Annotated in this window: 17 protein-coding genes; 5 read left to right on the top strand and 12 right to left on the bottom strand. The window is 30.5% G+C overall.

All coding sequences use genetic code 11. The annotated features are described in order from the left end of the window. Positions 1-24: 24 nt before the first annotated feature. From L1276_RS11510 to L1276_RS11495, 4 genes are read right to left on the bottom strand one after another with little or no spacing between them, the layout of a single operon-like run. On the bottom strand, positions 25-765 hold the full coding sequence (locus L1276_RS11510) for an AraC family transcriptional regulator (RefSeq protein ID WP_253787905.1): 741 nt from the start codon (positions 763-765) through the stop codon (positions 25-27). Between the two features lie 42 nt (positions 766-807). Continuing rightward, positions 808-1,236 carry a hypothetical protein gene (locus L1276_RS11505; RefSeq protein ID WP_253787903.1) on the bottom strand — a complete coding sequence of 143 codons (429 nt, stop codon included), beginning with the start codon at positions 1,234-1,236 and terminating at the stop codon, positions 808-810. Positions 1,237-1,253: 17 nt separating this feature from the next. Continuing rightward, a complete protein-coding gene (locus tag L1276_RS11500) occupies positions 1,254-2,051 on the bottom strand; it encodes a PhzF family phenazine biosynthesis protein (RefSeq protein WP_253787901.1) in 798 nt (265 codons plus the stop codon). Between the two features lie 60 nt (positions 2,052-2,111). Then, positions 2,112-2,606, bottom strand: a complete 495-nt coding sequence (locus L1276_RS11495; protein ID WP_253787899.1) for an SRPBCC domain-containing protein — start codon at positions 2,604-2,606, stop codon at positions 2,112-2,114. Between the two features lie 303 nt (positions 2,607-2,909). Here L1276_RS11495 and L1276_RS25265 point away from each other — a divergent pair, with 303 nt between their 5' ends. From L1276_RS25265 to L1276_RS11485, 3 genes are all read left to right on the top strand, one after another. Further along, on the top strand, positions 2,910-3,032 hold the full coding sequence (locus L1276_RS25265) for a hypothetical protein (protein ID WP_256527388.1): 123 nt from the start codon (positions 2,910-2,912) through the stop codon (positions 3,030-3,032). Positions 3,033-3,379: 347 nt separating this feature from the next. Then, complete coding sequence (locus L1276_RS11490) at positions 3,380-3,757, top strand: GreA/GreB family elongation factor (RefSeq protein WP_253787897.1); 378 nt, start codon at positions 3,380-3,382, stop codon at positions 3,755-3,757. A gap of 180 nt (positions 3,758-3,937) precedes the next feature. Next, entirely contained in the window at positions 3,938-4,723 is a 786-nt protein-coding gene (locus L1276_RS11485; RefSeq protein WP_253787895.1) for a DUF5995 family protein, read from the top strand. Between the two features lie 112 nt (positions 4,724-4,835). On the opposite strand, the gene L1276_RS11480 is transcribed toward L1276_RS11485, so the two are convergent. From L1276_RS11480 to L1276_RS11465, 4 genes are all read right to left on the bottom strand, one after another. Beyond that, positions 4,836-5,558: a hypothetical protein gene (locus L1276_RS11480; RefSeq protein WP_253787893.1), complete on the bottom strand. Its 723-nt coding sequence runs from the start codon at positions 5,556-5,558 to the stop codon at positions 4,836-4,838. A 128-nt stretch (positions 5,559-5,686) separates the two neighbouring features. Further along, entirely contained in the window at positions 5,687-6,286 is a 600-nt protein-coding gene (locus L1276_RS11475; protein ID WP_253788529.1) for a transposase, read from the bottom strand. 703 nt (positions 6,287-6,989) lie between these two features. Further along, entirely contained in the window at positions 6,990-7,241 is a 252-nt protein-coding gene (locus L1276_RS11470) for a PD-(D/E)XK nuclease family protein (protein WP_253787891.1), read from the bottom strand. Positions 7,242-7,376: 135 nt separating this feature from the next. After that, a complete protein-coding gene (locus L1276_RS11465) occupies positions 7,377-7,613 on the bottom strand; it encodes a helix-turn-helix domain-containing protein (protein WP_111283324.1) in 237 nt (78 codons plus the stop codon). Between the two features lie 111 nt (positions 7,614-7,724). On the opposite strand from L1276_RS11465, the gene L1276_RS11460 reads away from it, so the two are divergent. Next, positions 7,725-8,054, top strand: a complete 330-nt coding sequence (locus L1276_RS11460) for a hypothetical protein (protein WP_253787889.1) — start codon at positions 7,725-7,727, stop codon at positions 8,052-8,054. A 171-nt stretch (positions 8,055-8,225) separates the two neighbouring features. On the opposite strand, the gene L1276_RS11455 is transcribed toward L1276_RS11460, so the two are convergent. The 4 genes from L1276_RS11455 to L1276_RS11440 form a co-directional block, all read right to left on the bottom strand. Then, the gene (locus L1276_RS11455; protein WP_253787887.1) at positions 8,226-8,666 is read right to left on the bottom strand and encodes a hypothetical protein; all 441 of its coding nucleotides are present in this window, start codon (positions 8,664-8,666) and stop codon (positions 8,226-8,228) included. Next, positions 8,666-9,466: a hypothetical protein gene (locus L1276_RS11450; RefSeq protein WP_253787886.1), complete on the bottom strand. Its 801-nt coding sequence runs from the start codon at positions 9,464-9,466 to the stop codon at positions 8,666-8,668. Before L1276_RS11450 ends, L1276_RS11455 begins: the two co-directional genes overlap by 1 nt. A gap of 80 nt (positions 9,467-9,546) precedes the next feature. Next, positions 9,547-11,037 carry a TIR domain-containing protein gene (locus tag L1276_RS11445; RefSeq protein WP_253787884.1) on the bottom strand — a complete coding sequence of 497 codons (1,491 nt, stop codon included), beginning with the start codon at positions 11,035-11,037 and terminating at the stop codon, positions 9,547-9,549. 171 nt (positions 11,038-11,208) lie between these two features. Beyond that, entirely contained in the window at positions 11,209-11,784 is a 576-nt protein-coding gene (locus tag L1276_RS11440) for a hypothetical protein (protein ID WP_253787882.1), read from the bottom strand. Positions 11,785-12,099: 315 nt separating this feature from the next. On the opposite strand from L1276_RS11440, the gene prfA reads away from it, so the two are divergent. After that, on the top strand, positions 12,100-13,176 hold the full coding sequence (gene prfA, locus L1276_RS11435) for a peptide chain release factor 1 (protein ID WP_253787881.1): 1,077 nt from the start codon (positions 12,100-12,102) through the stop codon (positions 13,174-13,176). Positions 13,177-13,413 lie beyond the last annotated feature (237 nt).

Raw genomic sequence — 13,413 nt, 5'->3', positions numbered from 1 at the left:
AAATTTAAAATTAATACCGCAAATCTATTTTTCTTCTAACTTCGATAATTGTAAAAATCGGTCATTTTTATTTTTGCTTAATTCTTTTGGTGTAACTCCCGTATATTTCTTTATTTCCTTTATAAAATGTGCCTGATCAAAAAAATCAGACTGTGGACTTAAATTTCCGTTTGAAATTTCTTCATAAGAAGCATTGCAGCGAACAATTTTTAAAAATTCTTTTAAAGATATACCAAACTGAGTGCTAAAGTATCGGTTGATTTGTCTGCTGCTCCAGAAAATCTGGCTCGAAAGTTCAAAAACCGTCTTTGTTTTTTGCAAATAAACTATCTCAAAAAGGTTTAGTTTTCTGCTGTCTATTTCATTTAAATGTTTTAGAGAAGTTTCTAAGCTGTTTAAAGTATCAGTAACAAATAGATCAAATTGATACGATTTATAAGTGTCAAGATTCCAAAAAGTAAATGGCAGTTTTATAGTAGTGTCGACAATAGTTTTAATTTCTTTTTGAAAAAGATATTCAATTGCTAAAAGTTTAAATCGTACAGCAAAGAATTTTATGTTTTTTGGGATGCTGATATCTTTTGGTTTTGTCCAGACACCTGTGAGTTTTACGGTAATTAATGTGTCATTTTCAAACTCTGCAATTAAGTCAAAATAACCATCGGGTAAAATAGTGTGCTGTACTTCGCAGTCAGTTTCGTAATACCAAAAACACTGAACAAAGTTTTTTAAAAATCCAGTTGGTTTAATCTCTCTGTATTTCATTTTTTTTAATAGAATTAAATCCCGATCTCTTGAATTTCTAATTTATATCTTAAAAACCTCAAATCCTTTCAGCCAGAAAATTCCTGATTCTAAAAACTGAAGTTTCGTTTTCACCACTTTATCACTTTTGTCTCTTGGATTTTTGGTTACAAACCGAGCTGTAGAATTACTAAAATCTAAAGTATATTTTTCGTCTAAATCTTCTTTTTTATTTACCGAAAAACTAATCAGGTTTTCTTTTGCGCTCCATTTTCCTTTTCCGTATTTATTGATTTCAGACGGAGTTCCGCCCTGCATTTTTTGATACGAATGAAATTCAAATGTTCCGTTTGGGTTTAAAGTCAGTTTATATTCAATGATATGTTTACCTTCTTCAGAAAGTGAACGCGTATAATCGCCTGCGAATTGATTTGATTGCGCAAATAATGTAAAGTTTGAAATTAAAAGAAGTGTGGTTATTAATAGTTTCATTGGGTTTGTTTTTAGATTTATAAAATAAAATTGCCTTCTAAAACAATTACAGCTTCTCCAAGAATATAAACCTTATCTTGTACAAGTTCTGTACTCATAGTTCCGGTTCTTAAAGAAGATTGATAAGCGTTTAGTTTGGTTTTATTCAGTTTTTCAGCCCAATATTTTGTCAAAAAGGTTTGAATACCGCCCGTTACAGGATCTTCGTCAGTTCCTGCCCAAGGCCAGAAATAGCGGTAATGGAAATCAAAATTTTCGCTGTCTGAAACTGCGGTTACCAAAACACCGTTTATTCCCGTATGCGAATTTATTAAGGCTGTAAAATTGGGTTTTAAATCTGCCAGTTTACGGGCATTTTCAATTTCAAGTAAAATTATTTTATTGTTTGGGCTGTATCTTTTTTCCAGAGGTTCAAAAATCCCCAGTGCATCAAGTAGTTTTTGAGGCACTTCGGTTTCTTCTGTATCGTAAACCGGAAATTGCATTTTTATTTTATGCGCTTCTTTTTCAATAAACAATTCAACATTATGGCAGTTAATAAATTTGATGCTCTCAAATGAAGTTGTGCTGAAAAGAATTTTAGACGAAGCCAGTGTCGCGTGTCCGCATAAAGGAATTTCGGTTTTCGGACTAAAAAATCTAATACTGTATGTATTGTCTTTTATTTGTTTTATAAATGCCGTTTCCGAAAAACCAATTTCTGCAGCAATATTCTGCATATTTTCTGCATCTAATTCTATGTCAGGAAGACAAACTGCCGCTGGATTTCCTTTAAATTTTTCATTCGTAAATGAGTCAACAAAATAAGTCTTCATTTTTATTTGATGCGTTAAATATATAAATGCGAAGTATTCTTAAATAGCAGAATACTTATTTTAATTATTAATCATTGGGTCTAAACTGTCCTCTTTGTTGCGTAAATCTAAGCCGCCTTCATAAACCGATTTAAGATTGGTTAGATAAAAATGCCAGCCGTTTGAACAGCCCAGTCTGATGTGTTTTTTCGAATTATCATCTGTTGGAATATTATGATGGCGAAGCTCAACGATTGTATAATCATCTTTTTTACTCAAATTTATATCGACAAGACAAGTTCCTTCAAAAGTAAATTGCAATTGATTTTTTCCGTTGACAGAAGTAATTTTACCCAACATGGCATCATCATATAAATACCAAAACCATTCATAAGTATTGCCTTCCAGAACGTTTTGGTCTTTGCCGATTGTTTCCTGATTTACATCAAAAAAAGATACTTTTTCGAGAAACCATTTTTCTAATTCAGATGCAATTGTCCAGGCATTATAAATGTCACTTAGTTTAGCTTTAATAGCTATTTTTTTTGTGAAGGAAGTCCAGTCGAAGTTTTCCATGTTTTAAATTTTTTTGCCACAAAGGCTCTAAGGCTCAAAGTTTTTTTATTTCACACAGAGTTATTTCATTTTTTTCATTTCGACGAAGGAGAGATCTCCGCAAGAATTCCGCAAAGTATATATAACTTTATTTTTTTTGAATTCTAGTATTTTTTGCCATTCTCGATTTGATAAGAATTAAATATTTGGATTTCGTTTTGAAAGATTTAATTAAAACAAATATAAGATATTTCTTGTACGGTTTTATGGCTTGTAATAGAGGTTTTAAATATCGGTTGTATACAATCGATAGATGCCCGAAGCATGTCGGTTTTAAAAGATGATGTCAATGTAATGACGCTTCTGGAAATTGCTTTACAACTTCTGCCAGATCAAGAAATGGAATTATTGGATGATTTGCATCAATTTCATTTAAAATCCCTGTAAATAAAAGTAATAAGCGATAATATCTTTTTTTCTGTAAGAAAATGTATGTATCTTGCCAAGATTAGAATTGTAATAATAATGGTAACTGCAAATTTTTATTTAATAAACAGCTGTTTGATGTGCTTGATGTACACATTATTATATTTACATGATGATACTTTCTTAAAAAACTCAAAAGAGTTTATTCATTGTGCCCTGTCGCGACTCTGGACAGGGAACCTTCGCTATTTATAGTTTATTTATTTAATACTTCAATTTTTTAGGATATAATATCACTGAAAGCTATAGGCTTTTCAGTGAAGAGTTGTATGTTATACCCTATGCAAAATGAAACAAACAAGAAAGTCATGTCACAAAATATCATTTTAACAACAGGAACATACGATTTAATTAAAGACCACGTAAGAAGAAAAAAAGTAACTCCACAAGAAGAAGAACTTTTATTAAGCGAATTAAAACACGCGTCTCAGGTATTGAGAAAAAATCTTCCGGAAGATATTGTTTCAATAAACCGAAAAATAACTTATAAAGACCACATTAATAACGAAGAAAAAACAATTCTTTTGGTTGGTCCTGAAAAAGTAAAAGTAAGTAAAAACAAAATTTCGGTTCTTTCAGATGAAGGTATTGCAATGGTTGGCTACAAAGTAGGCGATCTTGTAGAATGGCCAGCCAAAAAAGGAAATTTAAAATTAGAAATTTTAAAAGTAGAAGCAGGGGCTTAATATTTTTATTGTTTTCGCTTTAAGTATAGTAACATCCCAGGAGAGTTTTCTTCTGGGATGTTTTTTTATATAAAAGAAGAAGAAAAAATAAGATAATTACTTCAAAAAGACGTTCATTGAAAGATTAAAATAATTAAATTCGTTTTACCAAAAACAAACTTTAACCAATTATAAATAACTATGAAACAAGCTGATACTATAGACGAAGTAATTTTATTATTGAATGAAATAATAGAAAAATCAAAAATAGACCAAAGCAATTTAGGTTTATTTGCCATTTTGTATCGCGAAGTAACTATAAAAGTAAAAGAAGGGATTCAGGCTGGTTCTTTTCAAAATGGCGAACGAATGGAAAAATTGGATGTTATTTTTGCAAACCGTTATTTAAAAGCGTATTATGAATATCAAGCCAAAGAAAAACCATCTGAATGCTGGGGATTTGCCTTTGAACAAGCCGATAAATTCTGGCCGATAGTATTGCAGCATTTACTTCTCGGGATGAACGCCCATATTAATCTTGATTTAGGAATTGCCTCGGCACAAATCAGCACTGTAGAAGATATCGAAGATTTAAAAGCCGATTTTGATAAAATAAACTTCATTCTCAGCGGTTTGGTTGGAGGTGTCGAAAAATGCCTGATCAAAATCTGGCCGACACTTACGTGGATATTAAAAGTTACAGGTAAAATAGATACTTTTTTTATTGATTTCAGTATGGAAACGGCAAGAAACGGAGCCTGGAAATTTGCCAACGAATTTGTAGCCGTTCCAGAAAACGAAAGAGAAGCCTGCACTCAGCTAAGAGACCAAAGAATAACAGAAATCGCCCGATTAGTTTCGAACCCCGGATATTTTGTGAGCGCTGTTTTCAAATTCATCCGCTTATTCGAAAGAGGATCGATCGCTCAAAAAATAATCGATATGCAGATTGCTGAAGAAAATAATGTGGAGTGTGTTGTGGCGTGATTTTAGAAAAAGTAAAAAAGCTGCATAATTTTTGCAGCTTTTCTTTTTTTATGATTTGTATATTATTTCTCAATGTTACGAGCACATTTTGCAAATCCGCGCTATCGTTTTTTTATTCCATTTTTTCGTCAAGAAAAACAAAATCTCCTGTTTTCATTTTGCCCAAAACTTCGGCTTTTAATAAAGGATTTATAATGAACAAATAACCAACATAATACGTTTCTTTCTCTCCCAATGAAAGTGTTTGATTTTCTTTGTTAATCACTATCTTCATAGTTGTGCTTTCATCATTAAAAGCAGATACAAATCTTATAATTCTGTTTGTAGTCGTCCACTCATATATTGTAAAAGTTTCATTCCAACTGTTTTTCAATTTTTTCGGATTACCATACTTGCTTGTTAATTTCTTAATTAATTTATCGCATTCTTGTTGAGAAAGCTCATCGGCGACAGTATTTATTACTTTTATTTTACCATCGATTGTCGTACCCACATTAATTTTCTGGAACTGCTGACTTTCAAATACAGCCATCGTGTCAATTGAGGTTGAAGTTTTTTGAAGATACTCTATGCCAATTGCTTTTTTATTTTCTGAATAATTATTTATGTAAGTGGTATCTTTTTCAACCAATTGTGAATGTACCGTTCCTTTTATGTCATAAAAATTTTTAAATTGTTTATTCTTATTTTTCTCAGGATATAAGTCTAATAATTTGGTGTCAAAATTGAAGTTTTCTAAATTTAAAGGCTCTTCTCCAATTGGCTTTGTCTGTGCATTGCAGTTTGTAAACATTATTATGCTTACTAAAAGTAGTATTGTAATATTATTTTTCATTTCTGGTTTGTGTTTATTCGCTTATTGCCGGTGGAATTAATTTTACTGCCACGCAAATATTTCAGCATGCTGTGCGAAGTCTCCCGACTTCGTACCCGTTCCTATTTTTTATTGTAATTTTCCATTTTTCAATATTCATTATATCGCGTAAAATTTTTCAAGTTCAATACATCAACAATGAGAACATCTGCTTTTACGATTTTTAATAAACCAATGTCCGAAACATAATTACTGGCACTAGAATAAATATAATGTGACGCTTTTTCTACAATACCAGCACGAACAGGATTTAAATGAATATAATCTAACTTTGACCACATAAATTTGTTCGTATAAATTTCTTCGGGATGATTGCTATATTGCCAAAACTGATAATTTTTGTTTCTTGAATGACTTTCTGTTGCTAATTTAAAACGTTCTAACATCCATTCTCTTCGACTCTCTGGATCAGATTTTATTTTTTCTAAAATTTTTACAGCAGTGAATTTTTTAAAATCTCTCAATAAATCTGATAATTCTCCCTTTTCAGATTGTACAATCAGATGTATATGATTGCTCATAATTACATAGCCATATAAAATCATAGATTTGTTTTTAATGCAGAAATCTAAACATTCTACAACTATATCTCTGTAATTTTTTCTTGTAAAAATGTCCACCCAATCAACAACTGTTGCTGTTATAAAATGAGGTAAATTTTGATCTCTTATTTTGTATCCGCCTTGCATTTTTTTATTCAAATATAATTATTTTTCTTACAAATTAGTATTTTGTAAATTTAATCGCTTATTGGATCGGGTATGAAGTCGGGAGACTTCCCACAGCATTTCACGATATTTAAAAAAATAACACTTTGAAGTAATGTATTGAATAGTTTATATAGATTTAATTTGGAAGTGTTTATAAATGCTAAAGGCGCTGTGCGAAGTCTCCTGACTTCGCACGCATTGCTATATTTAGTCTAGAATATTTTTTCTTTGTAGATTATTGGATCGGGTACGAAGTCGGGAGACTTCGCACAGCAGTCGTGACATTTAAGAAAAACAATATTTTGGAGTAGTGAATTGAATAGTTTATATATATTTAATTTGAAAGTTTTTATAAATGCTAAAGGAGCTGTGCGAAGTCTCCTGACTTCGCACACGTTGCTATATTTAGTCTAGAATATTTTTTCTTTGTAGATTATTGGATCGGGTACGAAGTCGGGAGACTTCGCACAGCATTTCGCGATATTTAAGAAAAACAATATTTTGGAGTAGTGAATTGAATAGTTTATATATATTTAATTTGAAAGTTTTTATAAATGCTAAAGGAGCTGTGTGAAGTCTCCTGACTTCGCACACGTTGCTATATTTAGTCTAGAATATTTTTTCTTTGTAGATTATTGGATCGGGTACGAAGTCAGGAGACTTCGCACAGCAGTCGTGACATTTAAGAAGAAACACTTCGAGGAGCAGGGAGTAAATTTTCTTTTTTTAATGTTTTTAAAAAGGCTGTTAAAAAAGCAGTGCCGAAACTATGAGAAGAATCATTACTTAAAAGCTCCGTTAAAATTGCCGAATGTGTTACTTCGTAATGGTTTACCCCGCAGATTCTGAAAATATTGAATCTTTCTTCTGATAAGTCAGATATTTCTTTTTGGTATTTATTTAATATTTTAATTCTTTCTAATAATTCCAGCATTTTGTTGTTGTATTTGGCTTAGATAGTATTCTTTACTTGCATGTATAAGTAAAGATGCTCCAACAGGAGGGTAATTGTTATTGAGCGATAATTTTTAATACAATTTTAGAGATTTTAATTGATTTCTTTTGTTGATTACAAATCCTTAATCAATTCACTTGGATGAATTTTTAAAGCTTGCGCAATTTTAAACAAAGTGCTTACTTTCATTTCTTGCGAACCTTTAATATATTTTCTTAGACTTTCAACATCCATTTCTGCATCATGAGCAACCTCTCGTCGCTTGAATTTCTTTTCTTCAATTATATCTTTAATCTTGATTCCTAGATCTTTTACAACTTCTGGAATTTCACTTTTTCTTTCTCTTTTCATGGAAATGAAATTACAAGTAATCGATTGTTTTTAAGTGAATGTAAGAAAGGGGTTGTATGTTACTGATTTTTTATATATTTGTTTAAAATTGTAAATCAAATCTTATAATATATGAAAACGCAAAGCGAAGATAAAATATCAGAATTAATGAATAAAAGAAATTATTTTACCAAATTAAAACTAGAACATAAAGAAGACACTTCATTTACGATACCGCTAAAAGTATGTTCTTATAACGAATTAAATCTAATGGTTTCAGATTTGCTTAAAGCCAGTATTGTTCTAATGAATAAAGAAGCCCGAAGTTTAGCCGTTTTTCATAAAGAAACAGATATTAATGTATTGACTTTACTTGAAATAGCATTACAGCTTCTGCCGGAAGAAGAAATGGAGTTATTTGATGATTTGCATAAGGTTTATTTACAGTCTGATACAGTATAAATTGTCTGTAGCTAGTATGAGCGTTTGATTCAGGTTGAAAAAGAAAAATAAATATTTAAGAAATTACTGGGAAAGAAGTAGTTTCTTTTTGTAATAAAAGGAAATGCGCAAAGGGTTTTGAAAAAACTTTTGCGCATTTTATTTGTTGATAAGATTTGACTAGTGCGAGCGTTACGGAAGAATAGATAATAGTAAAGCAGTAATTTTACTAGAACTAAATTCTAGTTTTACGATAATTGCAATAACCAATAAGAAAATATAAATTGGCCAAATTGAACTAGCTGCAAAACAATTTTTAATTTTATTTCTTCCGCTTTTGTAATTACTAATATCCATTGAAAAATCAATCTCATCTTCTCTTTTCATTCGAACGTCGTTATACAACGAGCGAAATTTTCTTTCAAGTAATAAAAAGTATGCATTTAAGTACCAAAAAACAGGAATAATTATAAACATTAAATAAATATAATTTTGATTAGTTTCCTTTTCGGCTAATACAAATATTGCGGATAGCAAGGTAATGACCCATCCTTTTATTATAAATGAATTGGTACTCATTCGATTAATAGTATTGTGCAAGAATTCTAAATGCTTTAATTTATTGTCAGACATTATTTTAAAAATTTTGGGTTAATTCTATGTTGTGAGTATAATTGATCTAAAGCTTCTTCAGGAGAATTAGCAAAGACATTTAGCCATCTATTAAAATCTGAAGTGTTTAATTCCTTTAAATGAGAAAGTTCTAATTCATATTCTACATTTAACTTAATTTGCGCATTTTCATTTAATGATTTCATACTTTCAGTAGAAAAAAGTCTTGTTTCGCTTTTTTTTCTATCTGGTGTCTTTTTTTTGATAATTTTTGATGTGGCAATTTCAGAAAAAATCCAAGGAGAATTAGTTTTTTGACTTATTTCCAATGATGTAGAAATTGAGTTTGGTGAATTAAGAAAAAATAAGCATTCACTTTTGTCTATCATTTTATTTAAAGCGGTTGATAGCATCAAATGTACATGAGCAGTAGAATAATTTCTTTTGTCATAATCATAGTTTTCATTATTTGCATGTAGGCAATACTTATCATCAATTTTTTTTAGTAAATCATTTGAATTTCCCCATACAGTAGAATCAATAAATGTTGTTATATCGAATTTTTCATACAGTATTCCAGCTATCATGATTGCTTTTTCTCTATCCTTGTGAGAATGTGATAAAAACACATGTGAATTAATTTCCGGAAACCAGTCTTCAATAATTTTATTTCCATTTAATGAAGAACCATAATTCAATAGATACTCTTCTAAAGTTTTCTTTACATTTTGATTTGTTTCTTCTAAAATTTCTCTACCAGTCTTTAAAAATTGTAACTTATTAAAATCATCAGGTATTTTTAGATTAAAGCCTCTGTACATATTTATTATTATTTAGGGTAAATAGATTGTTGTTTTGTTTTGAATGATTGTTAAATTTTAAACAGAATCATAACTCATTTTTAATCCTTTTTTGTTTCTTTTCGTTTGTCTTCTAGTTTTTTGGATATCACTTTAACAATTCTTTCTGTTTCTTCTTCGATATCTTTATCAATATTGAATGTTAATCCACCATATTTCCTAGATTCATCAAAGAAGTTAATGTCTGTGTCTGAATACCAAATTGGAATTATTGTATTTTCTCCAAATCTTTGTTTGAACTGTTCGGATTCGAATTTCGTCCAGATTTTTTTTGGATAGTCTTTACTAAGAATAACAATAACAAAATTTGCTTCCGAATTATAAATAGGAGCTAAATAATCTTCAATATTTGAAGCTAAAATTCTATGTTGTTCATTTTCATCATAAAAAACTGAAATTTCTCTTTCTAACAATTTAGCGCTAATTATTTGAGCAAGATTTCTATTTTCCCCTGCAAATGAAAGTGCAAAATCATATGGTTTGGTAAATTCGACTCCAACAAAACCAATTTGTTCAGCAAATTTGTTCCACAAAATATTTCTAATATAAAACAGAAATTTAGGATCTTCAATTGTAAGAACATTAGATTGATCATCAAAATGAATAACATCTTGTAAAAGAGGATTATCTTCAATTAGTTTTTTTAAAAAACCTTTTTCTACAACTTGATTAATACTCAATTTCATATTAGGATTTTGATTAAGTAATTCATCTATTTGAATTGACCAGTCAGAACTGTTCGATAACCAATTAAGTAAATGAAGATATGGAGCTCTTCCTTCCTTTCTTAATTTAGAACCAATTGCAAATATCCTAGCTTTTGTGTAAAATAACCGCCCAAGCTCCTGATTGACTTTTGCTTTTATTGTTTCTATGCTAGTGTTTGTTTCTAATTTATCTGATTGGTCATCTATTATTTCACAATTTATACATGTCTCTTTAGCAAGTAATTGAGCAATATGAAAACTACCTTTAGATTCACTTACAATCTCTGATTTTATATTTAATAGTATATTAAGAGCCTTCTCGCCTAACGAAAGCATTTCTTCAATTTTTTCACTAGGATTTGCTTCAAATCTTATTGTATCAATTCGATTGTTTAAGTCTGGAGAAAATGACACTAGTGAATCTCCCGCTTTATTAATGCCTATTAGAATGAGTTTTGAAGATATAGAATCTTCATCAGCCAGAGTTTTCATATAGTCAGATAAAGCCTTTTTAGTTTCATTAGGGAGAACATGAAAGTCATCAATAATTACAATTCCAAAATCACTAATTTCCGGAAGCATTTGAATTAAATCAACATCTTCTTTTTTTCTTGCAGAAAGAGATGTTATTGGAGTGTTAATTTCCATTTCTTCAATTGCCTTATTAATACTTGTGGTTTTTCCAATTCCAGAAGGCCCTTCTATTATTAATCCTCTTCCCTTTGTTCGTAAGGAAACTAAAAGTTTTGTATATTCTACTGGTTTTACAAATGTATAAGTTGGTGTGCCAGATGTTTTAAATACGTCTTCTAAAAATATTTTCATTTTTTTTCGATTCAGATTTAATTAAAAGTATTTATTTTATCATTTTATAAGTCATACTTCAATAATTGAGTTTTATAAAAACAAACATCGTCTTTAAATTAAATTAAATTAATAAGCACGTAAAAACACCTGATTTATAAATAAAGCGAGGTGAAAATGTATATAATAGATTTATTTAATTTCTTTCAGCATTGTAAGTAATTCTGGAATTTTACTTACTTGTGTTTCTGTCCAGAAATAATGTTCATAATCAGTAGAACCATTATCTTTTAAATAAATAGAAATTCTTCTAGTGCTTTTTTCTATATAAAAACTAAATGTAATTTCTCTTGAATTGAAAATATATGTAACAGATTGCTTTCTTTCGGTTTTATCTTTTAGATTAGGAATTACATATTGTTCTATAAAAACTATGAATTCTTCTACTTCATTTAAATCAATCCATGAAGATTTAAAATAATTAGTATTTCTTCCAGCAAATTGATATATAACGGTCATGTCCATTTGCAATGAGTTGACTTTTTTGTTTGATTTTAAATCAATTGCTTCAACTGGAAAAAATGAAACTACTTCGCCAAGTCCAGATTTAAATTCGGCTTTAATATTCCAATCTTTGTTAATTTGAGTTATTTCGGCATTTTCTATAAACTGCCTGGTTTCAGAATTAGATTTTTGTTTTGGCTGTGCATAATTTATTGATACAGTTGCAAAAAGTGATAATGCAATTAATACTTTGTTGATTTTCATGTTACAAGGTTTTAGATTTTCAATTAATTTAAGGTTGTAAAAATATGTCCTTTGATAAAAGGACTATTATGGAAAACCGTAACTAGATTAATTTCAAAAAAAATATTTGATAGCTTGTTATGTGTAAAGCAAACCTCGTTTTTAATTTTAACAAATAACCAAGTAAAAACACCTGATTTTTAAAATTGGGTATAAAAATGTTAATTAATTCAAGTGCTAATGAAGTTATTCAGCGTAAAAAAATCCCAAAAAAACAACACTAGAATTTTCCACAAAATTTTTGTAATTTTGCAGTCCAATAAAAGGAATTAGAAAATGTTAGATAGACTTCAATATGTAAAGCAGCGTTTTGATGAGATTTCGGATTTGATTATTCAGCCGGATGTTATTGCTGATCAAAAACGTTATGTGCAGCTTAACCAGGAATATAAAAGCATAAAAGCACTGGTTGAAAAGAGAGAAGAATACATTCTTGTTTTAGCAAATATTGACGAAGCAAACGAAATTATTGCTGACGGAAGTGATGCTGATATGGTTGAAATGGCCAAAATGCAATTGGATGAAGCAAAAGAACGTTTACCGCAACTAGAGGAGGAAATCAAATTTATGTTGATTCCTAAAGATCCTGAAGATGCTAAAAACGTAATGGTGGAGATTCGCGCCGGAACGGGTGGGGACGAAGCTAGTATTTTTGCAGGAGATTTATTTAGAATGTATACTAAATACTGCGAAACTCAAGGATGGAGAACATCTGTTGTAGATATGAACGAAGGAACTTCGGGAGGTTTCAAAGAGGTTATTTTTGAAGTTTCGGGAGAGGATGTTTACGGTACTTTGAAGTTTGAAGCGGGTGTTCACCGTGTACAGCGTGTTCCGCAGACAGAAACACAAGGTCGTGTGCATACATCGGCAGCTACTGTTATGGTTTTACCGGAAGCAGAAGAGTTTGATGTACAAATTGATATGAACGATGTTCGTGTAGATTTCTTCTGTTCGTCTGGACCTGGAGGACAATCTGTAAATACTACGAAATCGGCAGTACGTTTAACGCACATTCCAACGGGATTAGTGGCGCAGTGTCAGGATCAGAAATCACAGCATAAAAATAAAGATAAAGCTTTGAACGTTTTACGTTCTCGTTTATACGAACAGGAATTGGCTAAAAAAGAAGCAGAAGATGCTACAAAACGTACGTCTCAGGTAAGTTCTGGCGACCGTTCTGCTAAGATTCGTACCTACAATTATGCGCAAGGTCGTGTAACCGATCACCGTGTTGGTTTAACGCTTTATGATTTAGGAAATATCATGAATGGTGATATCCAGAAAATTGTTGCCGAGTTACAATTGGTAAACAATATGGAGAAATTGAAAGAAGCTTCTGAGGTATACTAATTTTAAAGGTGCTGAGGTGCTGAGGTACTGAGGTGCTAAGGGACAAAGGTTTTTACTTTAGATTAAAAGACTTTAGATTTAACATAAAAAAAGCTGAACGAAAGTTCAGCTTTTTTTATGGTCTGGTTATAAATAATAAATTAACCTCAGAACCTCAGAACCTCAGAACCTCAGAACCTCAGAACCTCAGAACCTCAGAACCTCAGAACCTCAGAACCTCAGAACCTCAGAACCTCA

This window comes from Flavobacterium sp. HSC-32F16, assembly GCF_024171645.1.
Lineage (GTDB): Bacteria > Bacteroidota > Bacteroidia > Flavobacteriales > Flavobacteriaceae > Flavobacterium.
The sequence above is the reverse complement of the archived record's forward strand: the minus strand, read 5'-3'. Positions and strand labels throughout refer to the sequence as shown.

Bases quoted from the DNA above. Each gene is read 5' to 3' on its own strand.
- L1276_RS11510 (WP_253787905.1), bottom strand. From the start codon at position 765: ATGAAATACAGAGAGATTAAACCAACTGGATTTTTAAAAAACTTTGTT.
- L1276_RS11505 (WP_253787903.1), bottom strand. From the start codon at position 1,236: ATGAAACTATTAATAACCACACTTCTTTTAATTTCAAACTTTACATTA.
- L1276_RS11500 (WP_253787901.1), bottom strand. From the start codon at position 2,051: ATGAAGACTTATTTTGTTGACTCATTTACGAATGAAAAATTTAAAGGA.
- L1276_RS11495 (WP_253787899.1), bottom strand. From the start codon at position 2,606: ATGGAAAACTTCGACTGGACTTCCTTCACAAAAAAAATAGCTATTAAA.
- L1276_RS25265 (WP_256527388.1), top strand. From the start codon at position 2,910: ATGTCGGTTTTAAAAGATGATGTCAATGTAATGACGCTTCTGGAAATT.
- L1276_RS11490 (WP_253787897.1), top strand. From the start codon at position 3,380: ATGTCACAAAATATCATTTTAACAACAGGAACATACGATTTAATTAAA.
- L1276_RS11485 (WP_253787895.1), top strand. From the start codon at position 3,938: ATGAAACAAGCTGATACTATAGACGAAGTAATTTTATTATTGAATGAA.
- L1276_RS11480 (WP_253787893.1), bottom strand. From the start codon at position 5,558: ATGAAAAATAATATTACAATACTACTTTTAGTAAGCATAATAATGTTT.
- L1276_RS11475 (WP_253788529.1), bottom strand. From the start codon at position 6,286: ATGCAAGGCGGATACAAAATAAGAGATCAAAATTTACCTCATTTTATA.
- L1276_RS11470 (WP_253787891.1), bottom strand. From the start codon at position 7,241: ATGCTGGAATTATTAGAAAGAATTAAAATATTAAATAAATACCAAAAA.
- L1276_RS11465 (WP_111283324.1), bottom strand. From the start codon at position 7,613: ATGAAAAGAGAAAGAAAAAGTGAAATTCCAGAAGTTGTAAAAGATCTA.
- L1276_RS11460 (WP_253787889.1), top strand. From the start codon at position 7,725: ATGAAAACGCAAAGCGAAGATAAAATATCAGAATTAATGAATAAAAGA.
- L1276_RS11455 (WP_253787887.1), bottom strand. From the start codon at position 8,666: ATGTCTGACAATAAATTAAAGCATTTAGAATTCTTGCACAATACTATT.
- L1276_RS11450 (WP_253787886.1), bottom strand. From the start codon at position 9,466: ATGTACAGAGGCTTTAATCTAAAAATACCTGATGATTTTAATAAGTTA.
- L1276_RS11445 (WP_253787884.1), bottom strand. From the start codon at position 11,037: ATGAAAATATTTTTAGAAGACGTATTTAAAACATCTGGCACACCAACT.
- L1276_RS11440 (WP_253787882.1), bottom strand. From the start codon at position 11,784: ATGAAAATCAACAAAGTATTAATTGCATTATCACTTTTTGCAACTGTA.
- prfA (WP_253787881.1), top strand. From the start codon at position 12,100: ATGTTAGATAGACTTCAATATGTAAAGCAGCGTTTTGATGAGATTTCG.